Annotated in this window: 31 protein-coding genes and 1 pseudogene; all 32 read right to left on the minus strand. The window is 68.4% G+C overall.

Translation table 11 applies throughout. The features are described from left to right. Positions 1-35: 35 nt before the first annotated feature. Complete coding sequence (locus ABEB17_RS04520) at positions 36-881, minus strand: thioredoxin domain-containing protein (protein WP_345715395.1); 846 nt, start codon at positions 879-881, stop codon at positions 36-38. A gap of 3 nt (positions 882-884) precedes the next feature. Then, entirely contained in the window at positions 885-1,433 is a 549-nt protein-coding gene (locus ABEB17_RS04525) for a MauE/DoxX family redox-associated membrane protein (RefSeq protein ID WP_345715397.1), read from the minus strand. Between the two features lie 37 nt (positions 1,434-1,470). Further along, the gene (map, locus tag ABEB17_RS04530) at positions 1,471-2,307 is read right to left on the minus strand and encodes a type I methionyl aminopeptidase (protein ID WP_345715398.1); all 837 of its coding nucleotides are present in this window, start codon (positions 2,305-2,307) and stop codon (positions 1,471-1,473) included. A gap of 9 nt (positions 2,308-2,316) precedes the next feature. Beyond that, positions 2,317-2,886, minus strand: coding sequence for an adenylate kinase (locus tag ABEB17_RS04535; protein WP_345715399.1), 570 nt, complete (start codon positions 2,884-2,886; stop codon positions 2,317-2,319). Next, a complete protein-coding gene (secY, locus tag ABEB17_RS04540; protein ID WP_345715400.1) occupies positions 2,886-4,184 on the minus strand; it encodes a preprotein translocase subunit SecY in 1,299 nt (432 codons plus the stop codon). Before secY ends, ABEB17_RS04535 begins: the two co-directional genes overlap by 1 nt. A 134-nt stretch (positions 4,185-4,318) precedes the next feature. Beyond that, complete coding sequence (gene rplO, locus ABEB17_RS04545) at positions 4,319-4,771, minus strand: 50S ribosomal protein L15 (protein WP_345715401.1); 453 nt, start codon at positions 4,769-4,771, stop codon at positions 4,319-4,321. Between the two features lies 1 nt (position 4,772). Continuing rightward, a complete protein-coding gene (gene rpmD, locus ABEB17_RS04550; RefSeq protein ID WP_345715402.1) occupies positions 4,773-4,955 on the minus strand; it encodes a 50S ribosomal protein L30 in 183 nt (60 codons plus the stop codon). Beyond that, complete coding sequence (rpsE, locus tag ABEB17_RS04555; protein ID WP_345715403.1) at positions 4,955-5,581, minus strand: 30S ribosomal protein S5; 627 nt, start codon at positions 5,579-5,581, stop codon at positions 4,955-4,957. The genes rpmD and rpsE overlap by 1 nt, the downstream gene beginning before the upstream one ends. Positions 5,582-5,636: 55 nt before the next feature. Then, complete coding sequence (gene rplR, locus ABEB17_RS04560; protein ID WP_345715404.1) at positions 5,637-6,011, minus strand: 50S ribosomal protein L18; 375 nt, start codon at positions 6,009-6,011, stop codon at positions 5,637-5,639. A gap of 3 nt (positions 6,012-6,014) precedes the next feature. Continuing rightward, positions 6,015-6,554 carry a 50S ribosomal protein L6 gene (gene rplF, locus ABEB17_RS04565; RefSeq protein WP_345715405.1) on the minus strand — a complete coding sequence of 180 codons (540 nt, stop codon included), beginning with the start codon at positions 6,552-6,554 and terminating at the stop codon, positions 6,015-6,017. A 12-nt stretch (positions 6,555-6,566) separates the two neighbouring features. After that, positions 6,567-6,962 carry a 30S ribosomal protein S8 gene (gene rpsH / locus ABEB17_RS04570; RefSeq protein ID WP_345715406.1) on the minus strand — a complete coding sequence of 132 codons (396 nt, stop codon included), beginning with the start codon at positions 6,960-6,962 and terminating at the stop codon, positions 6,567-6,569. Positions 6,963-7,030: 68 nt separating this feature from the next. Then, a complete protein-coding gene (locus tag ABEB17_RS04575; RefSeq protein WP_345715407.1) occupies positions 7,031-7,216 on the minus strand; it encodes a type Z 30S ribosomal protein S14 in 186 nt (61 codons plus the stop codon). 1 nt (position 7,217) lies between these two features. Further along, the gene (gene rplE / locus ABEB17_RS04580; protein WP_345715409.1) at positions 7,218-7,787 is read right to left on the minus strand and encodes a 50S ribosomal protein L5; all 570 of its coding nucleotides are present in this window, start codon (positions 7,785-7,787) and stop codon (positions 7,218-7,220) included. After that, positions 7,787-8,152, minus strand: a complete 366-nt coding sequence (gene rplX / locus ABEB17_RS04585; RefSeq protein WP_345715410.1) for a 50S ribosomal protein L24 — start codon at positions 8,150-8,152, stop codon at positions 7,787-7,789. Before rplX ends, rplE begins: the two co-directional genes overlap by 1 nt. A gap of 2 nt (positions 8,153-8,154) precedes the next feature. Next, entirely contained in the window at positions 8,155-8,523 is a 369-nt protein-coding gene (gene rplN / locus ABEB17_RS04590; RefSeq protein WP_345715411.1) for a 50S ribosomal protein L14, read from the minus strand. Between the two features lie 61 nt (positions 8,524-8,584). Beyond that, positions 8,585-8,887, minus strand: coding sequence for a 30S ribosomal protein S17 (gene rpsQ / locus ABEB17_RS04595; RefSeq protein WP_345715412.1), 303 nt, complete (start codon positions 8,885-8,887; stop codon positions 8,585-8,587). 16 nt (positions 8,888-8,903) lie between these two features. After that, positions 8,904-9,123, minus strand: a pseudogene (gene rpmC, locus ABEB17_RS04600) (50S ribosomal protein L29); the annotation flags it as partial. After that, a complete protein-coding gene (rplP, locus tag ABEB17_RS04605; protein WP_345715413.1) occupies positions 9,123-9,542 on the minus strand; it encodes a 50S ribosomal protein L16 in 420 nt (139 codons plus the stop codon). The pseudogene rpmC and the gene rplP, both read right to left, overlap by 1 nt. A 3-nt stretch (positions 9,543-9,545) precedes the next feature. Beyond that, positions 9,546-10,373, minus strand: a complete 828-nt coding sequence (gene rpsC, locus ABEB17_RS04610; protein ID WP_345715414.1) for a 30S ribosomal protein S3 — start codon at positions 10,371-10,373, stop codon at positions 9,546-9,548. Beyond that, positions 10,373-10,774, minus strand: a complete 402-nt coding sequence (rplV, locus tag ABEB17_RS04615; RefSeq protein WP_345715415.1) for a 50S ribosomal protein L22 — start codon at positions 10,772-10,774, stop codon at positions 10,373-10,375. Before rplV ends, rpsC begins: the two co-directional genes overlap by 1 nt. Before the next feature lie 53 nt (positions 10,775-10,827). Beyond that, entirely contained in the window at positions 10,828-11,109 is a 282-nt protein-coding gene (gene rpsS / locus ABEB17_RS04620; RefSeq protein WP_345715416.1) for a 30S ribosomal protein S19, read from the minus strand. Between the two features lie 13 nt (positions 11,110-11,122). Further along, positions 11,123-11,959: a 50S ribosomal protein L2 gene (gene rplB, locus ABEB17_RS04625; protein ID WP_345715417.1), complete on the minus strand. Its 837-nt coding sequence runs from the start codon at positions 11,957-11,959 to the stop codon at positions 11,123-11,125. 41 nt (positions 11,960-12,000) lie between these two features. Next, entirely contained in the window at positions 12,001-12,312 is a 312-nt protein-coding gene (rplW, locus tag ABEB17_RS04630; RefSeq protein WP_345715418.1) for a 50S ribosomal protein L23, read from the minus strand. Then, positions 12,309-12,998 (minus strand): 50S ribosomal protein L4, encoded by a 690-nt coding sequence (rplD, locus tag ABEB17_RS04635; RefSeq protein ID WP_345715419.1) that lies wholly within the window; start codon positions 12,996-12,998, stop codon positions 12,309-12,311. Before rplD ends, rplW begins: the two co-directional genes overlap by 4 nt. Positions 12,999-13,002: 4 nt before the next feature. Then, positions 13,003-13,659, minus strand: a complete 657-nt coding sequence (rplC, locus tag ABEB17_RS04640) for a 50S ribosomal protein L3 (RefSeq protein WP_345715420.1) — start codon at positions 13,657-13,659, stop codon at positions 13,003-13,005. An 11-nt stretch (positions 13,660-13,670) separates the two neighbouring features. Continuing rightward, on the minus strand, positions 13,671-13,979 hold the full coding sequence (gene rpsJ, locus ABEB17_RS04645) for a 30S ribosomal protein S10 (protein ID WP_056675697.1): 309 nt from the start codon (positions 13,977-13,979) through the stop codon (positions 13,671-13,673). 386 nt (positions 13,980-14,365) lie between these two features. Further along, on the minus strand, positions 14,366-15,562 hold the full coding sequence (gene tuf / locus ABEB17_RS04650; RefSeq protein ID WP_345715421.1) for an elongation factor Tu: 1,197 nt from the start codon (positions 15,560-15,562) through the stop codon (positions 14,366-14,368). Between the two features lie 104 nt (positions 15,563-15,666). Continuing rightward, positions 15,667-17,769 (minus strand): elongation factor G, encoded by a 2,103-nt coding sequence (fusA, locus tag ABEB17_RS04655; RefSeq protein ID WP_345715422.1) that lies wholly within the window; start codon positions 17,767-17,769, stop codon positions 15,667-15,669. Between the two features lie 67 nt (positions 17,770-17,836). After that, positions 17,837-18,307 carry a 30S ribosomal protein S7 gene (rpsG, locus tag ABEB17_RS04660; protein WP_345715423.1) on the minus strand — a complete coding sequence of 157 codons (471 nt, stop codon included), beginning with the start codon at positions 18,305-18,307 and terminating at the stop codon, positions 17,837-17,839. Then, the gene (rpsL, locus tag ABEB17_RS04665) at positions 18,307-18,681 is read right to left on the minus strand and encodes a 30S ribosomal protein S12 (RefSeq protein WP_056675708.1); all 375 of its coding nucleotides are present in this window, start codon (positions 18,679-18,681) and stop codon (positions 18,307-18,309) included. Before rpsL ends, rpsG begins: the two co-directional genes overlap by 1 nt. A gap of 296 nt (positions 18,682-18,977) precedes the next feature. Further along, a complete protein-coding gene (locus ABEB17_RS04670; RefSeq protein ID WP_345715424.1) occupies positions 18,978-22,850 on the minus strand; it encodes a DNA-directed RNA polymerase subunit beta' in 3,873 nt (1,290 codons plus the stop codon). A gap of 66 nt (positions 22,851-22,916) precedes the next feature. Beyond that, positions 22,917-26,390, minus strand: a complete 3,474-nt coding sequence (gene rpoB, locus ABEB17_RS04675; RefSeq protein WP_345715425.1) for a DNA-directed RNA polymerase subunit beta — start codon at positions 26,388-26,390, stop codon at positions 22,917-22,919. Between the last annotated feature and the right edge of the window lie 60 nt (positions 26,391-26,450).

Raw genomic sequence — 26,450 nt, forward strand, 5'->3', positions numbered from 1 at the left:
CGGCAGCCCGACGACGACGGCGACGAGCTGGGGGGTCATGGCTGACCCGGCTCGTCGTCCGGTGGACCGGGGTTCTCGTACATGCTCTGGTGACCCGGGTGGATCCCGGCCCCCAGCAGCTCACGGTCGATCCGGGCCAGATCCGCGTAGTCCTGCAACGGGTCCAGCCCACCTGCGCCGGCCCCGGGCCCGATCGGGCCCGGTCCGGTGCGGCCCGCGCGGCGACGCGCGTCCGCGGTGTCCGCGACCGCCTGGCCCATCAGGTCGCGCACCTGGGCCCAGGTGGTCGACGAGCCCTCGCCGGTGATCAGTCCGTCCTCGACGTACACGAAGTACGGCGAGCCGGGCACGCCGTAGTCGGTCCAGACCGCATCGGACTGGACGACCTCGAGCCGGTCCCGGGCCAGGTCGCGCAGCCGCGACACGCTCTCCTCCTGAGGACCCTTGGTCACGACGACGAGCCGGCCCTGGCCGGGGACGTCCGGCGTTCCGACGGACAGCTCGTCCCAGAAGGTCTGGCAGACCGAGCACCCGCTCGACAGGAACGCCAGCAGGGTGCGCCGCCCACCACCGGCGACGGGGATGGTCACCTCGTCGCCGTCCAGCGTCGTCCCGATCACCGCGGCCGCCCGGACGCTGGCCGGGCGGGTGGCCGGCATGATGCCGGTCTCGAGGTCGACGTCCACCGGGCCGGTGCCGGATCCGTGCTGGTGCGCGGCCTCCCCCGCCGCACCCGCCGTCGCGCCGGGCTTCTCGAGGTCGAGGCCGGCACCCAGCTCGTGCAACGCGCGCAGGATCAGCGCGTGGCTGCGGAGCAGGCCGACCACGAGCAGGGCGAGCAGCGCGATGGCCGCACCTTCGGCGACGACGACAGCGAGCACGGATCAACCTCTCTGCGGGGCGGTGGCCGAGCGCACCGCGCTCGGGGTGACGGTGGGCAGGACGGCGATGACCAGGTAGCTCAGCCAGGTGAGCAGGACGGCGAAGCCGAGGACGGCGACGGCCAGCGCCGGGTCGTCCGTCGCGGCCGCCCACCAGGTGCCCGCGGGCGGGTCGAGCGCCACCGCGACGCCGGACGCCGCCAGCAGGCCGGTGACCACGAGATGCGCTCGGGTGGGTGGGGTGTCCGGGCGGCCGAAGCAGCCACAGGAACCGAGGACCCCGCCGCGGGACAGGGCCAGGGCGACGAAACCGGTGAACACGAGGTAGGCGACCGCGACCAGGACGGCGGTCAGCCGGCCGGGGCGCACCAGGGCCAGGACGCCCCCGAGCACCTCCGCGGCGGCCGCGGCGCGGACCGGCGTGCGCCCGGCCGGCAGTCCGACGGAGCGGACCGCCCGGACGAGCGGCAGTGGATCACGCAGCTTGGGGAGGCCGGCCAGGACCAGCAGCACGGCGGCCGCCAGGTAGGCGCAGACGGCGATGTTCCCCATGCGGCTCGACGCTACACGGTCGGTGTCGCCGCAACCGTTAGCCGAGGGGGGCGAATGCGGCACCGAGCTCGGCGAGCCTCTGCGCGCCGCCGTCCAACGCCGTCAGCACCCACAGGCCGTCGTCGCCGACCGCCACGGTGTGCTCGAAGTGGGCCGCCCGCGACCCGTCCAGGCTCACCACCGTCCAGTCGTCCGCCAGCACGCGGGTCTGGGCCGACCCGCGGGTCAGCATGGGCTCGATCGCGACGACCAGCCCCGACCGGACCCGCACACCCTTGTCGCGCACGCGGTAGTTCGGCACCTGCGGGTCCTGGTGCATCTCGGTGCCGATGCCGTGGCCGACGTACTCCTCGACGATGCCGTATCCCGCGTCGGCACCCAGCACCGTGTCCTCGACGGCGGCACCGACCGCGTGCAGCCGCTCACCCACCGCCAGGGCCGCGATCCCCCGCCACATCGACTCCTCGGTCACCCGCAGCAGGTCCAGGTCCGCCGGGTCGGCCTGCGCTTCGTCGCCGACCACCACGGTGATCGCCGAGTCGCCGTGCCAGCCGTCGACGATGGCGCCGCAGTCGATGGAGACCAGGTCACCGTCGGCGAGCCGGCGCTGGCCGGGCACACCGTGCACGATCTCGTCGTTCACCGAGATGCACACCGTGCCGGAGAACGGCGGGTGCCCGTAGCCGAGGAAGCTGGGGGTCGCACCGGCCTCGCGGATCGTGCGCTCGGCCAAGGCGTTCAGCTCGCCGGTGGTGACGCCGGCGACGGCGGACTCGCGCAGCCGCTGCAGGGTCTGCCCGACGAGCACCCCCGCCCGGCGCATGAGGCGCACCTGGTCCGGTGACTTGTACTGGATGCGGTCGCGGCCGATCACGGCGTGCCCTCAGTGACGGGCGTCGATGGCGGCGACGAGCCGGTCGGTCACGTCCGCGACCTCACCGAGACCGTCCACGGCCACCAGCAGCGCCCGCTCGCGGTAGATCTCGACCAGCGGGGCGGTCTCGTCGGCGTAGATCTGCTGCCGCTTGCGGATGACGTCCTCGGTGTCGTCCGTGCGACCGTCGGTGGCGGCCCGCTTGAGCAGGCGGCCCACGATCTCGTCACGGTCCACCGTGAGCTCGGCGACGACGTCCAGCGCGTGGCCCTGCTCGGCCAGCATCGCGTCGAGCTCCTCGACCTGGGCCTTGGTGCGGGGGTAGCCGTCCAGCAGGAAGCCGGGCTCGGCGTCGTCCTGCGCGAGGCGGTCGCGCACCATGGCGTTGGTGATCTCGTCGGAGACGTACCCGCCGCTGTCCAGGATCTCCTTCACCTGCACGCCGAGCGGCGTGCCCTCGGAGATGTTGGCGCGGAAGATGTCGCCGGTCGAGACCGCCGGGATGCCGTAGTGCGCGGCCAGCCGGGCTGCCTGCGTGCCCTTGCCGGCACCGGGCGGTCCGAGGATGACGAGACGCATCAGCGCAGGAACCCTTCGTAGTGCCGCTGCTGGAGCTGGGACTCGATCTGCTTCACGGTCTCCAGTCCGACGCCCACGATGATCAGGATCGAGGTGCCGCCGAACGGGAAGTTGCTACTCGCACCCACCAGGGCGAGGGCGATGAGGGGGATCATCGACAGCACGCCGAGGTAGAGGGCGCCGGGAAGGGTGATCCGGCTGAGGATGTAGTCCAGGTACTCGGCGGTCGGCCGACCGGCCCGGATGCCCGGGATGAAGCCGCCGTACTTCTTCATGTTGTCGGCGATCTCGTCCGGGTTGAAGGTGATCGCCACGTAGAAGTACGTGAAGAAGATGATCAGGACGAAGTACACGAGCATGTACAGCGGGTGGTCGCCGCGCACGAAGTAGCGGTTGATCCAGACGACCCAGTCCGAGGTCTTGTCGTGCTGGAACTGGGCGATCAGGGCCGGCAGGTACAGCAGCGACGAGGCGAAGATGACCGGGATGACGCCGGCCTGGTTCACCTTGATCGGGATGTACGTGCTGGTGCCGCCGTACTGGCGGCGGCCGATCATCCGCTTGGCGTACTGCACGGGGACGCGGCGCTGGGACTGCTCGACGAACACGACGGCGCCGACGATCACCAGCCCGATCGCGATGACCAGGAAGAAGACGCTCCAGCCCTTGGCGGCCTTGATGGCCCACAGGGCGGTCGGGAAGCTCGCGGCGATCTGGGTGAAGATCAGCAGCGACATGCCGTTGCCGATGCCCTTGTCGGTGATGAGCTCGCCGAGCCACATGATCAGGCCGGTGCCGGCCGTCATGGTCAGCACCATGATCATGATCGTCGACCAGGAGTCGCTGGGCACCAGGTCGTTGGCGCAGCCGGGGAACAGCGTCCCGGGGTTGCGCGCGACGGACACCAGCGTCGTGGACTGCAGGACCGCGAGGCCGATCGTCAGGTAGCGGGTGTACTGGGTCAGCTTGGCGGTGCCCTGCTGACCCTCCTTCTTCAGCGCCTCGAACCGCGGGATGACCACGGTGAGCAGCTGCACGATGATGCTCGCGGTGATGTACGGCATGATGCCGAGCGCGAAGACGGACAGCTGGAGCAGTGCGCCGCCGCTGAACATGTTGACCAGGCCCAGGAGCGAGTTGTCCTTGGTCTGGTCGATGCAGGTGCGCACGGCCGGGTAGGAGATGCCCGGCGTCGGGATCAGCGAGCCCAGCCGGAACAGCGCCATGATCGCCATGGTGAAGAAGATCTTCTTGCGCAGATCAGGCGTGCGGAATGCCCGTGCGAACGCGGTGAGCACGAATCCTCCAAATCCACCGCGGTGGCGGCGTTGACGGCCCGTCACGACGGACCTGCGGACGATAACACCCCGGAACCCGGCGAGGCGGGGTCCGGGGTGTCAGCCGTGAGCCCGGGTCTCGGGCTCGAAGCGGGCTACAGCTCGGTTGCGCTGCCCCCGGCCGCGGCGATCTTGTCCTTCGCCGACGCCGAGAACTTGTGCACGGTGACGTTGACCGCGACCGAGATGTCGCCGGTACCCAGGACCTTCACGGGCTCGCCCTTGCGGACCGCCCCCTTGGCCACCAGGTCGTCGACGGTCACGTCGCCGCCGTCCGCGTAGAGCTCACCGAGACGGTCGAGGTTGACCACCTGGTACTCCACCCGGAACGGGTTCTTGAAGCCGCGCAGCTTCGGCAGCCGCATGTGCAGCGGCGTCTGGCCACCCTCGAACGTCGCCGGCACCTGGTAGCGCGCCTTCGTGCCCTTGGTACCGCGACCCGCGGTCTTGCCCTTGCTGCCCTCACCGCGACCGACCCGGGTCTTGGCCGTCTTGGCCCCCGGTGCCGGGCGAAGGTGGTGCACCTTCAGCGTGGTGTCCTTGGCCATGTCAGTCGACCTCCTGGTACGTCACGAGATGAGCCACCGTGGCGATCATGCCGCGGATCTCGGGACGGTCCTCCTTGACGACGACGTCGCCGATTCGCTTGAGACCCAGCGTGCGCAGGGTCTCTCTCTGGTTCTGCTTGCCACCGATCGTGGACCGGGTCTGGGTCACCTTGAGGCGGGCCATCAGGCACCCATCCCAGCGGCCCGGGCCCGCAGCATCGCGGCGGGGGCCACGTGCTCGAGCGGCAGCCCACGGCGGGCGGCCACGGCCTCGGGGCGCTCAAGGCCCTTCAGCGCGGCCACGGTGGCGTGGACGATGTTGATCGGGTTGTCCGAGCCGAGCGACTTGCTGAGCACGTCGTGGATGCCGGCGCACTCCAGGACGGCGCGCACCGGACCACCGGCGATGACACCGGTACCCGGGGCCGCCGGACGGAGCAGGACGACACCGGCCGAGGCCTCACCCGTGATGGGGTGCGGGATGGTGCCCTGGATGCGGGGGACCTTGAAGAACGCCTTCTTGGCTTCCTCAACGCCCTTCGCGATCGCGGCGGGCACCTCCTTGGCCTTGCCGTAGCCGACGCCCACGGTGCCGTCGCCGTCGCCCACCACGACCAGCGCGGTGAAGCTGAAGCGGCGGCCACCCTTGACGACCTTGGCCACGCGGTTGATCGTCACGACGCGCTCGACGTAGACGTTCTTCTCGCCGGAGTCGCGACCACCGCGGCCGCCACCGTCACGACGGTCACGACGCTCGTTGCCACCGGCACCGGCACCGGCACCGGTTCCACGGCGCTGGGGTCCAGGCATCAGACGTTCCTCTTCTCTGCGACTACGGAGTTGGCCTCGAGGGCGTTGGTCGGCATCACAGCGCCAGGCCCCCCTCGCGGGCGCCGTCGGCGATCGCCGCGACCCGGCCGTGGTACTTGTTGCCGGCGCGGTCGAACACGACGGACTCGACACCCGCGCTCTTCGCACGGTCGGCCAGCAGCTCGCCGACCTTGCGGGCCTTCGCGGTCTTGTCGCCGTCCAGGGCGCGCACGTCCGGCTCCATGGTGGACGCCGACGCCAGGGTCACGCCCTGGGTGTCGTCGACCACCTGCACGAAGACGTGCCGGGTGGAGCGGGAGACGACCAGGCGAGGACGCGCTGCCGTGCCGGAGATCTTCTTGCGGACCCGCAGGTGACGACGGCCACGTGCGGCCACCTTGCCCTTGGCCCGCTTGACGGTCACTGCCATGACTTACTTCCCAGCCTTTCCGACCTTGCGGCGGATGTGCTCGCCGGCGTACCGCACGCCCTTGCCCTTGTACGGGTCAGGCTTGCGCAGCTTGCGGATGTTGGCGGCGACCTCGCCGACCTGCTGCTTGTCGATGCCCTGGACGCTGAGGCGCAGCGGGCCGTCGGTGGTGAAGCTGATCCCCGCGGGGGCCTTCACCGTGATGGAGTGGCTGTAGCCGAGCGCGAACTCGAGGTCGGAGCCCTTGGCCACCACGCGGTAGCCGGTGCCGACGATCTCGAGCTTCTTCTCGTAGCCGTTCGTGACGCCCTCGACCATGTTGGCGATGAGCGTGCGGGTCAGGCCGTGCAGCGAGCGGTTGCGGCGCTCGTCGTCCGGGCGCGTGACGTTGATCGTGCCGTCGTCGTCGCGAGCGACGACGATCGGCGTGGCCACGGTGTGCGACAGGGAGCCCTTGGGGCCCTTGACGTGCACGTCCTGACCGTCGATGGTCACCTCGACGCCCGAAGGCACGGTGACAGGGAGTCGACCGATGCGAGACATGGTTTCCCTCCCTTACCAGACGTAGGCGAGGACTTCCCCACCCACGCCCTTCTGAGTCGCCTGACGGTCGGTGAGCAGACCCGAGGACGTCGACAGGATCGCGACGCCCAGGCCGCCGAGCACCTTCGGCAGGTTGGTGGACTTGGCGTAGACCCGCAGGCCGGGCTTCGACACGCGGCGGATGCCGGCGATCGAGCGCTCGCGGCTCGGGCCGTACTTGAGCTCGATCACGAGCTTCTTGCCCACCTCGGCGTCCTCGACGGCCCAGGAGGAGATGTACCCCTCGGCCTCCAGGATCTCGGCGATGTGGGACTTCAGCTTGCTGAACGGCATGGCCACGGAGTCGTGGTACGCCGAGTTGGCGTTCCGCAGACGCGTGAGCATGTCTGCGATGGGGTCGGTCATCATCGGGCTTTCCTGCCCTTCCTCACCGTGGTTTCACGAGCCGACGTGGCTCAGGACCTGCGGTGTAGTGGTTACCAGCTGCTCTTGGTGACGCCCGGCAGCTCGCCGCGGTGTGCCATCTCGCGAAGGCAGATGCGGCAGAGGCCGAACTTGCGGTACACGGAGTGCGGACGGCCGCACCGCTGGCACCGGGTGTAGCCACGGACCTTGAACTTGGGCTTGGCCGCGGCCTTGTTGACTAGGGACGTCTTCGCCACGTCAGTTCTCCTTGAACGGGAAGCCGAGCTGCTTCAGCAGCGCCCGACCCTCGTCGTCGTTGTTCGCGGTCGTCACGACCGTGATGTCCATGCCGCGCACGCGGTCGATCCGGTCCTGGTCGATCTCGTGGAACATCGACTGCTCGTTGAGACCGAAGGTGTAGTTGCCGTTCCCGTCGAACTGCTTCGGCGACAGGCCGCGGAAGTCACGGATGCGGGGCAGCGCCGTGGACACCAGACGGTCCAGGAACTCCCACATCCGGTCGCCGCGCAGCGTGGTGTGCGCGCCGATCGGCATGCCCTCACGGAGCTTGAACTGCGCGATGGACTTGCGGGCCTTGGTCACGACCGGCTTCTGACCGGTGATCGCGGTGAGGTCCTTGACCGCACCCTCGATCAGCTTCGAGTCGCGAGCCGCCTCGCCGACGCCCATGTTGACGACGACCTTGACGACGCCGGGCACCTGCATGACGTTCCCGAAACCGAACTGCTCGGTCAGGTTCGCGATGATCTCGTCGCGGTACTTCTGCTTCAGCCGCGGCAGCGCGCGGGCCTCAGTGGTGGCAGTCATCAGACGTCCTTCCCCGACCGCTTGGCCACGCGCACGCGGACGGTGCGCTCGCGGCCGTCACGCTCGACGGTCTCGGTGCGGTACCCGACCCGGGTGCGCTTCTTGGTCTCGGGGTCGACCAGCTGGACGTTGCTGATGTGCAGCGCCGCCTCCTGGGTGATGATCCCGCCGGTCTTGGCGCCACGGCCGGACGTGCCGACCTTGGTGTGCCGCTTGACCTGGCGAACGCCCTCGACGAGCACCCGCTGGCGCTCGACGTCGACGCTGATCACCTTGCCCTGCTTGCCGCGGTCGCCGCCGTTCTTCTGCGAGCGACCGGTGATGACCTCGACGAGGTCACCCTTCTTGATCTTCATCTTCGCCATGGTCAGAGCACCTCCGGCGCAAGGGACACGATCTTCATGAACTTCTTGTCGCGCAGCTCGCGACCGACCGGCCCGAAGATGCGCGTCCCGCGCGGGTCGCCGTCGCCCTTGAGGATGACGGCTGCGTTCTCGTCGAAGCGGATGTATGAACCGTCCGGCCGCCGGCGCTCCTTGCTGGTGCGCACGATGACCGCCTTGACGACGTCGCCCTTCTTGACGTTGCCGCCGGGGATGGCGTCCTTGACGGTGGCGACGATGACGTCACCGATACCCGCGTAGCGCCGACCCGAGCCACCGAGAACGCGGATGCACAGGATCTGCTTGGCACCCGTGTTGTCGGCGACCTTGAGTCGCGACTCCTGCTGGATCACTACTAACTCCTGTCGTCGCGCTGGTTCTCGCAGTACGAGCCTTGCGGAACTGGTGTTGGGACTACTTGGCCTTCTCGAGGATCTCCACGACGCGCCAGCGCTTGGTGGCTGACAGCGGGCGGGTCTCCATGATCACCACGAGGTCGCCAGCGCCGGCCGAGTTGTCCTCGTCGTGCGCCTTGACCTTGCTGGTGCGTCGCAGGACCTTGCCGTAGAGCGCGTGCTTGACGCGGTCCTCGACCTCGACCACGACGGTCTTGTCCATCTTGTCGCTCACCACGTAACCACGGCGGGTCTTGCGGTTCGCGCGGTCGACGGTCTCGGTGCTGGTGCTCACGGTGTCCTTCTCGTTCTTCTCACTCATGCCTGGCCCTCCGAACGGGTCCGGATGCCGAGCTCGTACTCGCGCAGCACCGTGTAGATGCGGGCGATGTCACGACGGACGGCGCGCAGCCGACCGTGGCTCTCGAGCTGGCCGGTGGCCGACTGGAAGCGCAGGTTGAACAGCTCTTCCTTGGCCTTGCGCAGCTCTTCGACGAGGCGCTCCTCGGTCATCTCGGCCAGGGCCGAGGTGGTGAGGTCCTTGGAACCAACGGACATCAGAGGTCACCGCCTTCACGCCGCACGAAGCGGCACTTCATGGGGAGCTTGTGCATCGCACGCAGCATGGCCTCGCGGGCGATGGGCTCCGGGACGCCGGACAGCTCGAACATCACGCGTCCGGGCTTGACGTTGGCGATCCACCACTCCGGCGAACCCTTACCGGAACCCATGCGGGTCTCGGCAGGCTTCTTGGTCAGCGGACGGTCCGGGTAGATGTTGATCCACACCTTGCCGCCACGCTTGATGTGCCGGGTCATGGCGATACGCGCGGACTCGATCTGCCGGTTGGTGACGTAGGCGGGCTCGAGAGCCTGGATGCCGTAGTCGCCGAAGGCGATCGTGGTGCCGCCCTTGGCAGCGCCCGAGCGACCCGGGTGGTGCTGCTTGCGGTGCTTCACACGACGAGGGATCAGCATGCCTCAGCCCTCCGTTGCCGGGGTAGCGGCGGCCTCGGCCGCCGGAGCGGTCTCGGTGCCGGCCGGCGCGTCGGCGCGAGCGCCACGGGTCGGACGGTCACCACGGGCGCCACGAGCCGGACGGTCGCTGCGGTCGCTGCGCGGGCCACGGGGCGCCCGCGGCGCAGCGGCCTGCTGCTGCGCGAGCTCCTTGGCCGTGACGTCGCCCTTGTAGATCCACACCTTGACGCCGATGCGACCGAACGTCGTCCGGGCCTCGTACAGGCCGTAGTCGATGTTGGCGCGCAGCGTGTGCAGCGGGACGCGACCCTCGCGGTAGAACTCCGAGCGCGACATCTCGGCGCCACCGAGGCGGCCCGAGCACTGCACCCGGATGCCCTTGGCACCGGCGCGCAGCGAGCTCTGCATGCCCTTGCGCATCGCGCGTCGGAACGACACGCGGGCGCTGAGCTGCTCGGCGATGCCCTGGGCGACCAACTGCGCGTCGATCTCGGGGTTCTTGACCTCGAGGATGTTCAGCTGGACCTGCTTGCCCGTGAGCTTCTCGAGCTCGCCGCGGATGCGGTCGGCCTCCGCGCCGCGACGGCCGATGACGATGCCCGGCCGGGCGGTGTGGATGTCGACGCGGACGCGGTCACGCGTGCGCTCGATCTCGACCTTGGAGATGCCGGCCCGCTCCATGCCCGTGGACATGAGCTTGCGGATCGCGACGTCTTCCTTCACGTAGTCGCGGTAGCGCTGGCCCGGCTTGGTGCTGTCGGCGAACCAACGGCTCTTGTGGTCGGTGGTGATGCCGAGTCGGAACCCGTGCGGGTTGACCTTCTGTCCCACTAGCGGGTCCTCCCCTTCGTGGCGGCCTTCGTGCTCTGGCCGGTGGTGTCGGTGTCGACGGTGCCCACGACCACGGTGATGTGGCTCGTGCGCTTGCGGATCCGGTAGGCACGCCCCTGGGCGCGCGGCCGGAACCGCTTCATGGTCGGTCCTTCGTCGACGTACGCGGCCTGGACGACCAGGTCACGCTCGTCGAAGGCCTCGGAGGCCTTGTCCGCCTTGACCCGCGCGTTCGCGACGGCGCTGAGCAGCACCTTGCGAATCGGCTCGCTGGCCGCCTGCGGAGCGAACTGCAGCACCGCGGAGGCCTGCGTCGCATCCTTGCCTCGAATGAGGGCGACGACGCGCCGGGCCTTCTGGGGCGTGACACGGACGTACCGCGCCTGCGCCTTGGCTTCCATTGCTGTCCCTTGTCTCTCGGTGAGTTTCGTTGTGTCCGGTGAGTGCCGGCGCGTCAGCGCCGGCGACCCTTGCGGTCGTCCTTCTCGTGCCCGCGGAAGGTGCGGGTCGGAGCGAACTCACCGAGCTTGTGGCCGACCATCGACTCGGTCACGAAGACCGGGACGTGCTTGCGGCCGTCGTGGACGGCGATCGTGTGACCGAGCATGTCCGGCACGATCATCGAGCGCCGGGACCAGGTCTTGATGACGTTCTTGGTCCCCTTCTCGTTCTGCACGTCCACCTTCTTCTGCAGGTGGTCGTCGACGAAGGGGCCCTTCTTCAGACTACGAGGCATGTGTCAGGGCTCCTCAGCGCTTCTTGCCGGAACGACGGCGACGGACGATCAGCTTGTCGCTGTCCTTGTTGGGACGACGGGTGCGGCCCTCGGGCTGACCCCACGGGCTCACCGGGTGACGGCCACCAGAGGTCTTGCCCTCGCCGCCACCGTGCGGGTGGTCGACCGGGTTCATGGCGACACCGCGGACGGTCGGGCGCTTGCCCTTCCAGCGCATGCGGCCGGCCTTGCCCCAGTTGATGTTGGACTGCTCGGCGTTGCCCACCTCGCCGATCGACGCGCGGCAGCGCAGGTCGACGTTGCGGATCTCGCCGGACGGCATGCGCAGCTGCGCGTAGGGGCCGTCCTTGGCGACGAGCTGCACGCTGGCACCGGCCGAGCGGGCGATCTTCGCACCGCCACCGGGCCGCAGCTCGATGGCGTGGATGACCGTACCGACCGGGATGTTGCGCAGCGGCAGGTTGTTGCCGGGCTTGATGTCGGCGGACGGACCGTTCTCGATCGGGTCGCCCTGCTTCAGCTTGGCCGGCGCGAGGATGTAGCGCTTCTCGCCGTCCGCGTAGTGCAGCAGTGCGATCCGCGAGGTGCGGTTCGGGTCGTACTCGATGTGCGCGACCTTCGCCGGCACGCCGTCCTTGTCGTGACGACGGAAGTCGATCACGCGGTAGGCGCGCTTGTGACCGCCACCGATGTGCCGGGTGGTCACCCGACCGGAGCTGTTGCGGCCCCCGCTCTTGGTCAGCGGGCGCACCAGCGACTTCTCCGGCTCGGAGCGCGTGATCTCGACGAAGTCGGCCACGCTGGAACCGCGGCGGCCCGGCGTCGTCGGCTTGTACTTACGGATACCCATAGCTCAAAGTCCTCTTCGAAGTTCTCTCGTCGGCAGCCCGGTCAGGAGACCGGACCCCCGAAGATGTCGATGGACCCCTCGCTCAGGGTCACGATCGCCCGCTTGGTGTCCTTGCGCTTGCCCATGCCGAACCGCGTACGACGGGTCTTGCCCTTGCGGTTCAGCGTGTTGACCGACTTGACCTTGACGCCGAACACCTGCTCGACCGCGATCTTGATCTCGGTCTTGTTGGCGCGCGGGTCCACGACGAAGGTGTAGGCACCCTCGTCGAGCAGGCCGTAGCTCTTCTCGGACACCACGGGGGCGAGCAGGATGTCCCGCGGGTTCTTCTGCACGGTGTACTCGGTGCTCACTTCGCGGCCTCCTCGTCAGCAGCCTCGGACTCGGTCGCGACGGCCTTGGCGCTCTTGCCCTTGACGGGCCCGGCGACGAAGGCGTCGAACGCACCGGACGTGAAGACCACGTCGTCGGCGCACAGCACGTCGTAGGTGTTCAGCTGGTCGGGCACGATCACGTGCACGCGGTCGACGTTCGACAGGCTCTTCCAGCCCGTCACGTCGGCGCGCTCGACCACCACGAGCAGGTGCTTGCGGTCGGACACGGCGGCCAGGGCCGCGACAGCGCCCTTGGTCGACGGCGCGTCACCCTCGACGAGCGAGGAGAGCACGTGCACGCGGCCGTTGCGCGCCCGGTCGGACAGGGCCCCGCGCAGGGCGGCGACCTTCATCTTCTTCGGGGTGCGCTGGCTGTAGTCGCGCGGCTGCGGGCCGTGCACCACGCCACCGCCGGCGAACTGCGGCGCGCGGGTCGAGCCCTGGCGGGCGCGACCGGTGCCCTTCTGCCGGTACGGCTTGCGGCCACCGCCGCGAACCTCGCCGCGGGTCTTGGTGGAGTGCGTGCCCTGGCGGGCCGCGGCCTGCTGGGCCACCACGACCTGGTGGATCAGCGGCACGTTGGTCTGCACGTCGAAGATCTCGGCGGGCAGCTCGACCGAACCGGAAGTCTCACCGGCCGGGGAGAGGACGTCGATCGTCGTCATGGCGTCAGGCCCCCTTCACAACGAGCTTGGCAGCGGTCTTGACCAGCACGACGCCGCCCTTGGGGCCGGGAACGGCGCCCTTGATGAGCAGCAGGCCCTTGTCGGCGTCGATGGCGTGCACGGTCAGGTTCTGGGTGGTCTTGCGGACGTGGCCCATGCGGCCGGCCATCTTCAGACCCTTGAACACGCGGCCGGGCGTCGAGGCCCCGCCGATGGAACCGGGCTTGCGGTGGTTGCGGTGCGCACCGTGGGAGGCGCCGACGCCGTGGAAGCCGTGACGCTTCATGACACCGGCCGTGCCCTTGCCCTTCGTGGTGCCGACGACATCGACCTTCTGGCCGGCCTCGAACACCTCGACGGTGAGCTCCTGCCCGAGGGCGTACTCACCGGCATCGGCGGTACGCAGCTCGACCAGGTGGCGACGCGGGGTGACACCGGCCTTCGCGAAGTGACCGGCCATCGGCTGGTTCACCTTGCGAGGGTCGATCGCGCCGTACGCGATCTGGACGGCGTCGTAGCCGTCGCTGTCGGAGGTACGGACCTGGGTGACGACGCACGGCCCGGCCTGGACGACGGTGACCGGAACCAGCCGGCCGTTCTCGTCCCAGACCTGGGTCATGCCGAGCTTCTCACCCAGGACGCCCTGAATCTGCTTGGTCATTGAAAGGTCCCTTAGAGCTTGATCTCGATGTTCACGTCCGCCGGCAGGTCGAGACGCATGAGCGAGTCGACAGCCTTGGGCGTGGGATCGATGATGTCGATGAGGCGCTTGTGGGTGCGCATCTCGAAGTGCTCGCGGCTGTCCTTGTACTTGTGCGGCGAACGGATGACGCAGTAGACGTTCTTCTCCGTAGGCAGCGGCACCGGACCAACGACCGTCGCACCAGCGCGCGTCACCGTGTCGACGATCTTGCGCGCCGAGCTGTCGATGACCTCGTGGTCGTAGGACTTCAGCCGGATGCGGATCTTCTGTCCCGCCATCGCTTCGGTTAACTCTCTCTCGCTGCTCGGTGTCCCGGTTCGGCGGTAGCCGCTCCGGGTGGCGACCTCGCCGACCCCCGAGGTCGGGCGTGTCGCGCTCGCGCCACGCGCCGAAGCTGACATCTTTCGATGCCGTCCTCGTCGGGTCTTCTTGGTCACCGGCCTGGGCCGGACGTCGACACGCCTTCCCCGCCGTGAGGCGGAGCGCCGAGGGCCGCCCACCGTGGTGGTCAGCCGCGCCGGGGCGCGTCGAGCAACTTGTCTATTGTGCCAGAGCGACCGGCCGCTTGGCGAATCCGCTCAGTGCGGCCGCCGTGCGCAGGTCCCCCGGCCATGCCGCGGGGCTCGGGCGGTGCGCCCGAGCCCCGTGGCCGGTGGTGCTGGTGTCAGGCGAGGATCTTCGTGACGCGGCCGGCACCGACGGTGCGGCCACCCTCGCGGATGGTGAAGCCCATGCCCTCGTCCATCGCGATCGGCTGGATGAGGTCGACCTTCATCTCCGTGTTGTCACCGGGCATGACCATCTCGGTGCCCTCGGGGAGGGTCACCACGCCGGTCACGTCGGTGGTCCGGAAGTAGAACTGGGGGCGGTAGTTGCCGTAGAACGGCGTGTGCCGGCCACCCTCGTCCTTCGACAGGATGTAGACGTTGGCGTCGAACTGCGTGTGCGGGGTGATCGAGCCCGGCTTGCAGACGACCTGGCCGCGCTCGACGTCCTCACGCTTGATGCCGCGAAGCAGCAGACCGACGTTCTCACCGGCCTGGCCCTCGTCGAGCAGCTTGCGGAACATCTCGATACCGGTGACGGTCGTCTTGGCCGGCGGGCCGGTGTGGATGCCGACGATCTCGACCTCCTCGTTGACCTTGAGGATGCCGCGCTCGATACGACCGGTGACGACGGTGCCACGACCGGTGATCGTGAAGACGTCCTCGACGGGCATGAGGAACGGCTTCTCGGTGTCGCGGACCGGCTGCGGGATGGACTCGTCGACCGCGTTCATGAGGTCCATGAGCTTGTCGCCCCACTCGGCGTCGCCCTCGAGCGCCTTCAGCGCCGAGACGCGCACGACCGGCAGGTCGTCGCCCGGGAACTCGTAGGCGGACAGCAGCTCGCGGACCTCCATCTCGACGAGCTCGAGGATCTCCTCGTCGTCGACCATGTCGGCCTTGTTGAGCGCCACGACGATGTAGGGGACGCCGACCTGGCGGGCCAGGAGGACGTGCTCCTTCGTCTGCGGCATGGGGCCGTCGGTGGCGGCGACCACGAGGATCGCGCCGTCCATCTGAGCCGCACCGGTGATCATGTTCTTGATGTAGTCGGCGTGCCCGGGGCAGTCGACGTGCGCGTAGTGGCGAGCCTCGGTCTGGTACTCGACGTGCGCGATCGAGATCGTGATGCCGCGCTGCTTCTCCTCGGGCGCCTTGTCGATCTGGTCGAACGCGGACGCCTCGTTGAGGTTCGGGTACTTGTCGTGCAGCACCTTGGTGATCGCGGCCGTCAGCGTCGTCTTACCGTGGTCGATGTGACCGATGGTGCCGATGTTGACGTGCGGCTTAGTCCGCTCGAACTTCGCCTTACCCACTGTGGGTCCTCCTCAGGACTGGGTGTTGTTGCCGCGGTTCTGGGTGATGCGGCTGGTCTGTGTGGTCGTGCTCTGGTGGAACGAACTCGCTGGCCGGAGCCAGGTCACTCGCCCCGGGCCTTCTTGATGATCTCCTCCGAGACGTTCCGGGGAACCTCAGCGTAGGAGTCGAACTGCATGCTGTAGTTCGCGCGACCCTGGGTCTTGGACCGCAGGTCGCCAACGTAGCCGAACATCTCCGACAGCGGCACGAGCGCCCGGACGACCTTGGCGCCACTGGCGTCCTCCATCGACTGGATCTGGCCACGACGGGAGTTCAGGTCGCCGATGACCTCGCCCATGTAGTCCTCGGGCGTGCGCACCTCGACGGCCATGACCGGCTCGAGCAGCACGGGGTCGGCCTTGCGGACGGCCTCCTTGAGCGCCATCGAACCGGCGATCTTGAACGCCATCTCGGACGAGTCGACGTCGTGCGCCGCACCGTCCAGCAGCGTCGCCTTGAGGCCGACCAGCGGGTAGCCGGCCAGCACGCCGAGCTGCATGGCGTCCTGGATGCCGTGGTCGACGCTCGGGATGTACTCGCGCGGAACGCGGCCACCACTGACCTTGTTCTCGAACTCGTACATCGCGCCGTCCTCGGACACCAGCGGCTCGAAGTTCAGCTGGACCTTCGCGTACTGGCCCGACCCACCCGTCTGCTTCTTGTGGGTGTAGTCGAACTTCAGCACGGGACGACGGATCGTCTCGCGGTAGGCCACCTGGGGCTTGCCGACGTTCGCCTCGACCTTGAACTCGCGCCGCATGCGGTCGACGAGGATGTCGAGGTGGAGCTCGCCCATGCCCTTGATGATGGTCTGGCCGGTCTCCTCGTCCTGCTGGACCTGGAACGTCGGGTCCTCCTCGGCCAGCTTCTGGATCGCCGTGCCGAGCTTCTCCTGGTCGCTCTTGGTCTTCGGCTCGATGGCCACCGAGATGACCGGGTCCGGGAACGTCATGGACTCGAGCACGACCTGGTTGGTCGGGTCGCACAGGGTGTCACCGGTCGTGGTGTCCTTCAGGCCGATCATCGCGTAGATGTGGCCCGCGGTCGCGTCCTCGACGGGGTTCTCCTTGTTGGAGTGCATCTGGAACAGCTTGCCGATGCGCTCCTTGCGGCCCTTGGTCGAGTTGATGACGCCGGAGCCCGACGCGACGTGACCGGAGTACACGCGCACGTACGTGAGCTTGCCGAAGAACGGGTGCGAGGCGACCTTGAAGGCCAGCGCCGAGAAGGGCTCGGTCGAGTCCGGCTTGCGGATGATCTCCACCGACTCGTCGCGGACGTCGTGGCCGATCATCGGCGGGACGTCGAGCGGCGACGGCAGGTAGTCCACGACCGCGTCGAGCATGGGCTGGACGCCCTTGTTCTTGAACGCGGAACCGCACAGCACCGGGTAGATGTCGCCGGTGACGGTGAGGTTGCGGATGGCGCCCTTGAGCTCCTCGGGGGTGAGCTCCTCGCCCCCGAGGTACTTCTCGAGCAGCGTCTCGTCGGACTCGGCGAGCGTCTCGACCAGGGTGTGCCGGTACTCCGCGGCCTTCTCGGCCATGTCGGCCGGGATCTCCTCGATCGTGTAGGCCTCGCCCTTGTCCGTGTCGCCACGCCAGGTCAGCGCGCGCATGTAGAGCAGGTCGATGACGCCCACGAAGTCGCCCTCGGAGCCGATCGGCAGCTGGATGGGCAGCGGCTTGGCGCCCAGGCGGTCGATGATCGTCTGCACGGTGAAGTAGAAGTCCGCACCGAGCTTGTCCATCTTGTTGACGAAGCAGATGCGCGGGACGTTGTACTTGTCGGCCTGGCGCCACACCGTCTCGGACTGGGGCTCGACGCCCTCCTTGCCGTCGAACACCGCGACCGCGCCGTCGAGGACGCGCAGCGAGCGCTCGACCTCGACGGTGAAGTCGACGTGGCCGGGGGTGTCGATGATGTTGAACTGGGTGCCCTCCCAGAAGCAGGTCGTCGCGGCGGACGTGATCGTGATGCCGCGCTCCTGCTCCTGCTCCATCCAGTCCATCGTGGCGGCGCCGTCGTGCACCTCACCGATCTTGTAGTTGATCCCCGTGTAGAAGAGGACCCGCTCGGTGGTGGTGGTCTTGCCGGCGTCGATGTGCGCCATGATGCCGATGTTGCGGACCTTCGTGAGGTCGGTCAGCACGTCCTGTGCCACGGTTTCCTGCCCGTCTACGTCGAGAGTGTTCTGGCGGTGGGGTGGGGGCCGGTCCGGCCCCCCGTCATCACCAGCGGTAGTGCGCGAAGGCCTTGTTGGACTCGGCCATCTTGTGGGTGTCCTCGCGGCGCTTCACAGCGGCACCGAGGCCGTTGCTCGCGTCGAGGATCTCGTTCATGAGGCGCTCGGTCATGGTCTTCTCACGACGGTCGCGCGAGTAGTTCACGAGCCAGCGCAGCGCCAGGGTGGTCGAGCGGTTCGCCTTGACCTCGATCGGCACCTGGTAGGTGGCACCACCGACGCGACGGCTCTTGACCTCGATCGCCGGCTTCACGTTGTCCAGGGCGCGCTTGAGCGTCACCACCGGGTCGGTGCCGGTCTTCTCCTGGGCGCCCGCGAGGGCGCCGTACACGATCCGCTCGGCAACGGACTTCTTGCCGTCGAGCAGGATCTTGTTGACCAGCTGGGTGACCAGCGGCGAGTTGTACACCGGGTCGACGACCAGCGGTCGCTTCGGGGCGGGACCCTTGCGGGGCATTAGCTCTTCTCCTTCTTGGCGCCGTACCGGCTGCGAGCCTGCTTGCGGCCGCGGACACCCTGGGTGTCGAGCGAGCCACGGACGATCTTGTAGCGGACGCCGGGAAGGTCCTTCACTCGGCCGCCGCGCACGAGCACGATCGAGTGCTCCTGCAGGTTGTGACCGACACCCGGGATGTACGCCGTGACCTCGATGCCGCTGGTCAGGCGGACGCGAGCCACCTTGCGCAGCGCCGAGTTCGGCTTCTTCGGGGTGGTCGTGTAGACGCGCGTGCACACGCCCCGCCGCTGCGGGCTCCCCTTGAGTGCGGGGGTCTTGGTCTTGGTGACCTTGTCCTGCCGGCCCTTTCGGACCAGCTGCTGGATCGTGGGCACTCTGTCTCCGTCTCTTGCGCGGTCGTGCTGTCAGTGATGGTTCGTGTCGTGGTGCGCTCCAGGACCCCGCCCTACGACCCCCGCGGTCGGGAGTGTCGGTCAGAGTCACCGCGCGATGTGCAACCGGTGCTCGCGCCACCCCCGACAGCCTGAGCGTCAGCGGGCGCGCACACCCAGGTCTCCCCGGGCACGGAGCACAACTTTACCCGCCTGTGCTCAGCCTGGTCAAAACGAGGCGGCCCGGACGCGGCGACTCCGCCCCGGCGAGGGGGCGGAGTCGCCGTCCGAGCAGTCGATCAGCCGCGCAGGTCCCCGAAGTCGAGGTCCTCGAGCGGCACTGCCTGGCCGGAGCCAGAACCGAACGGGGCGTAGTCGATGTCCTCGTAGCCAGGCATGGCGTACATGAGGGACCGCGCCTCCTCGGTGGGCTCCACCCGGACGTTGCGGTAGCGGGGAAGCCCCGTACCAGCCGGGATCAGCTTGCCGATGATGACGTTCTCCTTCAGGCCCAGCAGCGGGTCGCTGCGCCCGTTGATCGCGGCATCCGTGAGCACCCGGGTGGTCTCCTGGAACGAGGCCGCGGACAGCCACGACTCCGTTGCGAGAGAAGCCTTCGTGATGCCCATGAGCTCCGGACGGCCGGACGCCGGCTGCTGGCCCTCGGCCACCACTCGGCGGTTCTCCGACTCGAAGCGGGTGCGCTCGGCGAGCTCGCCCGGCAGCAGGTCGGCGTCGCCCGACTCGATGATCGTCACCCGGCGCAGCATCTGCCGGACGATGACCTCGATGTGCTTGTCGTGGATCGACACGCCCTGGCTGCGGTAGACCTCCTGCACCTCGTCCACGAGGTGCGTCTGCACCGCACGCGGGCCGAGGATGCGCAGGACCTGCTTCGGGTCGATGGCGCCCTGCACCATCTTGTGGCCGACCTCGACGTGGTCGCCGTCCGCCACGAGCAGGCGCGAGCGGCGCGACACCGGGTAGGCGTGCTCCTCGGTGCCGTCGTCCGGGGTCAGCACGATGCGACGCGTCTTGTCGGTGTCCTCGATCGCGATCCGGCCGGTGGCCTCGGCGATCGGGGCCACACCCTTGGGGGTGCGGGCCTCGAAGAGCTCGACCACACGCGGCAGACCGTGGGTGATGTCGTCACCCGCGACGCCACCGGTGTGGAACGTGCGCATCGTGAGCTGGGTACCCGGCTCACCGATCGACTGGGCCGCGATGATGCCGACGGCCTCGCCGATGTCGACGAGCTTGCCGCTGGCCAGCGAACGCCCGTAGCACTGGGCGCAGGTGCCGACCTTGGACTCACAGGTCAGGACCGAGCGGACCTTGACCTCACGGACCCCGTGGCTGATCAGCAGGTCGATCGAGACGTCACCCAGGTCGGTGCCGGCCTCGAGGACGACCTTGCCGTCGACCTCGACGTCCGCCGCCAGGCTGCGGGCGTAGACCGAGGTCTCGACGTCGTCGTCCTTGCGGAGCGCTCCGTCGGTGCCCTCGACCGCGATCGGCAGGACGAAGCCGCGGTCGGTGCCGCAGTCGTCCTCACGGACGATGACGTCCTGCGAGACGTCCACCAGACGACGGGTCAGGTACCCCGAGTCGGCGGTGCGCAGAGCGGTGTCGGCCAGACCCTTGCGGGCACCGTGGCTGGAGATGAAGTACTCCAGCACCGAGAAGCCCTCACGGAAGTTCGCCTTCACCGGGCGCGGGATGATCTCGCCCTTCGGGTTGGCGACCAGCCCACGCATACCGGCGATCTGGCGGACCTGCATCCAGTTACCACGAGCACCGGAGTTGACCATCCGGTAGACGGAGTTGGACGCCGGCAGGTTGGCCTCCATCTCCTTCGCGATCTCGTTGGTGGCCTGGGTCCAGATCTCGATGAGCTCCTGGCGACGCTCGTCGTCGGTGATCAGACCGCGCTCGTACTGACCCTGCACCTTCGCGGCCTTGGCCTCGTAGGTCTCGAGGATCTCCTTCTTGCGCGGCGGCGTGACGACGTCCGAGATGGCGACCGTGGTGCCCGAACGGGTGCCCCAGTGGAAGCCGGCCTCCTTGAGCGCGTCCAGCGCCGCGGCGACCGCGACCTTGGGGTAGCGCTCGGCGAGGTCGTTCACGATCGCGGACAGGCGCTTCTTGTCGACCGGCTCGTTCACGAACGGGTAGTCGACCGGCAGCGTCTCGTTGAACAGCGCACGACCCAGCGTGGTCTCGACCAGCAGGGTCTCGCCCTGGGTCCAGCCCTCCGGCAGCTCCACGTTCTGCTCGGGGACGACCCCGGGCAGCCGCAGCTTGATCGTCGCGCCGAGCGACAGCTCGCGGGCGTCGTAGGCCATGATCGCCTCGGCGATCGAGCCGAACACCCGACCCTCGCCCACCGGCTCCTCGGTCAGCGAGGTCAGGTGGAACAGGCCGATGATCATGTCCTGGGTGGGCATGGTCACCGGACGGCCGTCGGCCGGCTTCAGGATGTTGTTGCTCGAGAGCATCAGCACGCGGGCCTCGGCCTGGGCCTCGACCGACAGCGGCAGGTGCACGGCCATCTGGTCGCCGTCGAAGTCGGCGTTGAACGCCGAGCAGACGAGCGGGTGGATCTGGATGGCCTTGCCCTCGACCAGCTGGGGCTCGAAGGCCTGGATGCCGAGACGGTGCAGCGTCGGTGCGCGGTTCAGCAGCACCGGGTGCTCGGTGATGACCTCTTCGAGGACGTCCCAGACCACGGCGCGGCCACGCTCGACCATGCGCTTGGCGGACTTGATGTTCTGCGCGTGGTTGAGGTCGACCAGCCGCTTCATGACGAACGGCTTGAAGAGCTCCAGCGCCATCTGCTTGGGCAGACCGCACTGGTGCAGCTTCAGCTGCGGGCCGACGACGATGACCGAACGGCCGGAGTAGTCGACGCGCTTGCCGAGCAGGTTCTGGCGGAAGCGACCCTGCTTGCCCTTGAGCATGTCGGACAGCGACTTCAGCGGCCGGTTGCCCGGGCCGGTGACGGGACGACCACGGCGACCGTTGTCGAACAGCGCGTCGACGGCCTCCTGGAGCATCCGCTTCTCGTTGTTGACGATGATCTCCGGCGCGCCCAGGTCGAGCAGACGCTTGAGCCGGTTGTTCCGGTTGATCACGCGGCGGTACAGGTCGTTCAGGTCGGACGTCGCGAAGCGGCCACCGTCGAGCTGCACCATCGGGCGCAGGTCCGGCGGGATGACCGGGACGCAGTCCAGCACCATGCCCATGGGCGAGTTGCGGGTGGTCAGGAACGCCGAGACGACCTTGAGGCGCTTGAGCGCCCGGGTCTTCTTCTGGCCCCGGCCGGTCGCGATGATCTCGCGCAGCGACTCGGCCTCGGCGACGAGGTCGAAGCTCTGCAGCCGCGCCTGGATCGCCGCGGCGCCCATGCCGCCCTCGAAGTACAGGCCGAACCGGTCACGCATCTCGCGGTAGAGGACCTCGTCGCCCTCGAGGTCCTGGACCTTGAGGTTCTTGAAGCGGTCCCAGACCGAGGTCAGGCGCTCGAGCTCGATGTCCGCGCGCTTGCGGATCTGGTTCATCTCGCGCTCGGCCGACTCGCGCACCTTGCGGCGCGCGTCAGCCTTGGCGCCCTCGGACTCCAGCTGGGCGAGGTCGGTCTCGAGCCGCTTCGCGCGGGCCTCGACGTCGGCGTCGCGACGGTTCTCGACCTCCTTCTTCTCGACCTCGATCTGCGCCTCGAGCGACGGCAGGTCGCGGTGACGCGCCTCGTCGTCGACGGCGGTGATCATGTAGGCCGCGAAGTAGATGACCTTCTCGAGGTCCTTCGGGGCCAGGTCGAGCAGGTAGCCGAGACGGCTCGGCACACCCTTGAAGTACCAGATGTGGGTCACCGGGGCGGCGAGCTCGACGTGGCCCATCCGCTCACGGCGCACCTTCGCCCGGGTCACCTCGACGCCGCAGCGCTCGCAGATGATGCCCTTGAAGCGCACCCGCTTGTACTTGCCGCAGTAGCACTCCCAGTCCCGGGTGGGGCCGAAGATCTTCTCGCAGAAGAGCCCGTCCTTCTCCGGCTTCAGGGTGCGGTAGTTGATGGTCTCCGGCTTCTTCACCTCACCGTGCGACCACTGGCGGATCTCATCCGCGGTCGCAAGGCCGATGCGCAGCTCGTCAAAGAAGTTGACGTCCAGCACGTGTGTCCTTCTCTCAGTCTTCTCGGTCGATCGGGTCTGACGGTTGGTTGACGGCTAGCTGCTCCGTCAGACCTCCTCGACGCTGCTCGGCTCGCGCCGCGACAGGTCGATGCCCAGCTCCTCGGCGGCGCGGAAGACGTCCTCGTCCGCGTCGCGCATCTCGATGGACGTGCCGTCGCTGCTCAGCACCTCGACGTTCAGGCACAGCGACTGCATCTCCTTGAGGAGCACCTTGAACGACTCCGGGATGCCCGAGTCGGGGATGTTCTCGCCCTTGACGATGGCCTCGTAGACCTTCACGCGGCCCTGGATGTCATCGGACTTGATCGTCAGCAGCTCCTGCAGCGTGTAGGCCGCGCCGTACGCCTCGAGCGCCCACACCTCCATCTCGCCGAACCGCTGGCCGCCGAACTGGGCCTTACCGCCCAGGGGCTGCTGCGTGATCATCGAGTAGGGGCCGGTCGAGCGAGCGTGGATCTTGTCGTCGACCAGGTGGTGCAGCTTCAGGATGTACATGTAGCCCACGGAGACCGGCTCCGGGAACGGGTCCCCGGTGCGGCCGTCGTACAGCAGGCCCTTGCCGGTGCCGTCGATGAGGCGCTCGCCGTCCCGGGTCTTGATGGTGCTGTCGAGCAGACCCGTGATCTCGTCCTCGCGGGCGCCGTCGAACACCGGGGACGCCACGCGGGTGCCCGCGGGGGCCTCCAGCGCGTCGGCCTTCATGTCCTTGGCCCACTCGGGCGAGCCCTCGACCTTCCAGCCGCGCGAGGCGACCCAGCCGAGGTGCGTCTCGAGCACCTGGCCGACGTTCATCCGGCTCGGCACACCGAGCGGGTTGAGCACCACGTCGACCGGGGTGCCGTCGGACAGGAAGGGCATGTCCTCGATCGGGAGGATCTTGGAGATGACGCCCTTGTTGCCGTGCCGGCCGGCGAGCTTGTCGCCGTCGGTGATCTTGCGCTTGTTGGCCACGTAGACGCGGACCAGCTGGTTCACGCCCGGGGGCAGCTCGTCACCCTCGTCGCGGTCGAAGACCTTGACGCCGATGACCGTGCCGGTCTCGCCGTGGGGCACCTTCAGCGAGGTGTCGCGCACCTCGCGCGCCTTCTCACCGAAGATGGCGCGCAGCAGGCGCTCCTCGGGCGTCAGCTCGGTCTCGCCCTTGGGCGTGACCTTGCCGACCAGCAGGTCGCCGTCGCGGACCTCCGCGCCGATCCGGATGATCCCGCGCTCGTCGAGGTCCGCGAGGACCTCCTCGGAGACGTTCGGGATGTCCCGGGTGATCTCCTCCGGGCCCAGCTTGGTGTCGCGCGCGTCGACCTCGTGCTCCTCGATGTGGATCGAGGAGAGCAGGTCGTCCTGCACGACGCGCTGGCTGAGGATGATCGCGTCCTCGTAGTTGTGGCCCTCCCACGGCATGAACGCCACGAGCAGGTTGCGCCCCAGCGCCATCTCGCCGCCCTGGGTGGACGGACCGTCGGCCAGCAGCTGGCCGGCCTCCACGCGAGCGCCCTCTTCGACGGCCGCGCGCTGGTTGTACGAGGTGCCCTGGTTCGAGCGGCGGAACTTGGCCACCCGGTAGGTGGTGTAGGTCGCGTCGTCGTTGGCGACGGTCACCGCGTCCGCGGAGACCTCCTGGACGACACCGGCCTTCTCGGCCCGGACGACGTCACCGGAGTCGAGCGCGGCACGGTGCTCCATGCCCGTGCCGACCAGCGGCGCCTCGGCCTTGACCAGCGGCACCGCCTGACGCTGCATGTTCGAGCCCATCAGGGCGCGGTTCACGTCGTCGTGCTCGAGGAACGGGATCATCGCGGTCGCGGCCGACACCATCTGGCGCGCGGCGACGTCCATGTAGTCCACGTCGACGTCGGCCACGAGCTCGACCTCGCCGCCCTTGCGGCGGACCGTGACGGTCGACTCGGCGAACTTGTTGTTCTCGTCCAGCGGCGCGTTGGCCTGGGCGATGACGAACTCGTCCTCCTCGTCGGCGGTCAGGTAGTCGACCTCGTCGCTGACCCGGCCCTTGGTGACCCGGCGGTACGGGGTCTCCACGAAGCCGAACGCATTGATCCGCGCGTACGTCGACAGCGAGCCGATGAGGCCGATGTTCGGGCCTTCCGGCGTCTCGATCGGGCACATGCGGCCGTAGTGCGAGGGGTGGACGTCGCGGACCTCGAAGCCGGCGCGGTCACGGGACAGACCACCCGGGCCGAGCGCGGACAGGCGACGCTTGTGCGTCAGGCCGGCGATCGGGTTGGTCTGGTCCATGAACTGCGACAGCTGGCTGGTGCCGAAGAACTCCTTGATGGAGGCGACGACAGGCCGGATGTTGATCAGGGTCTGCGGCGTGATGGCCTCGACGTCCTGCGTGGTCATGCGCTCGCGGACGACGCGCTCCATGCGGGACAGACCCGTGCGGACCTGGTTCTGGATCAGCTCGCCGACCGTGCGCAGGCGACGGTTGCCGAAGTGGTCGATGTCGTCGACCTCGACGCGCAGGTCGACCGGCTCGCCCAGCTTGTGACCGGCCATGGTGGTGCCGCCGGCGTGCAGCGTGACCAGGAACTTGATCGTCGCGACGACGTCGTCGACGTCCAGCACGCTGGCCGAGGGAGCCTTGTCGACGCCGAGCTTCTTGTTGACCTTGTAGCGGCCGACGCGGGCCAGGTCGTAGCGCTTGGCGTTGAAGTAGAGGTTCTCCAGCAGCGTCTGCGCGGCCTCGCGGGTCGGCGGCTCGCCCGGACGCAGCTTGCGGTAGATGTCGAGCAGCGCGTCGTCCTGGCCGGAGGTGTGGTCCTTCTCCAGCGTCTGGCGCATCGACTCGAACTCGCCGAACTCCTCGAGGATCCGGGCCTCGGACCAGCCCAGCGCCTTGAGCAGCACGGTGACCGACTGCTTGCGCTTGCGGTCGATGCGGACACCGACCATGTCGCGCTTGTCGATCTCGAACTCGAGCCAGGCGCCGCGCGAGGGGATGACCTTCGCGGTGTAGACGTCCTTGTCGGAGGTCTTGTCGGCGGTGCGCTCGAAGTAGACACCCGGCGAGCGGACGAGCTGCGACACGACGACGCGCTCGGTGCCGTTCACGACGAAGGTGCCGCGCTCGGTCATCAGCGGGAAGTCGCCCATGAAGACCGTCTGGCTCTTGATCTCGCCGGTGTTCTGGTTCATGAACTCGGCGGTCACGAAGAGCGGAGCGGCATAGGTCATGTCCCGCTCCTTGCACTCGTCGATCGAGTACTTGGCGGGCTCGAACCGGTGGTCCCGGAACGACAGCGACATCGAGCCCGAGAAGTCCTCGATCGGGGAGATCTCCTCGAAGATCTCCTCCAGACCGGACTTCTCGTGGATGTGGCTGTCGCCGGAGCTGGCCTGCACCCGAGCCTGCCAGCGCTCGTTGCCGAGGAGCCAGTCGAAGCTGTCGGTCTGCAGAGCAAGGAGGTCGGGGACCTCAAGCGGTTCGCGGATCTTGCCGAAACTGATGCGGCCGGAGGCCGTACGAGCGGTGGACTTCGCGGATGTGCGCGAGGCAGCCAAGGAGGGTCCTTCCACGGGCCTTTGATGCGGTAAGTACGCACGCCGATCGACCCGGCGCTC

This window comes from Angustibacter luteus (genome assembly GCF_039541115.1).
In the GTDB taxonomy this organism is placed as follows: Bacteria; Actinomycetota; Actinomycetes; order Actinomycetales; family Angustibacteraceae; genus Angustibacter; species Angustibacter luteus.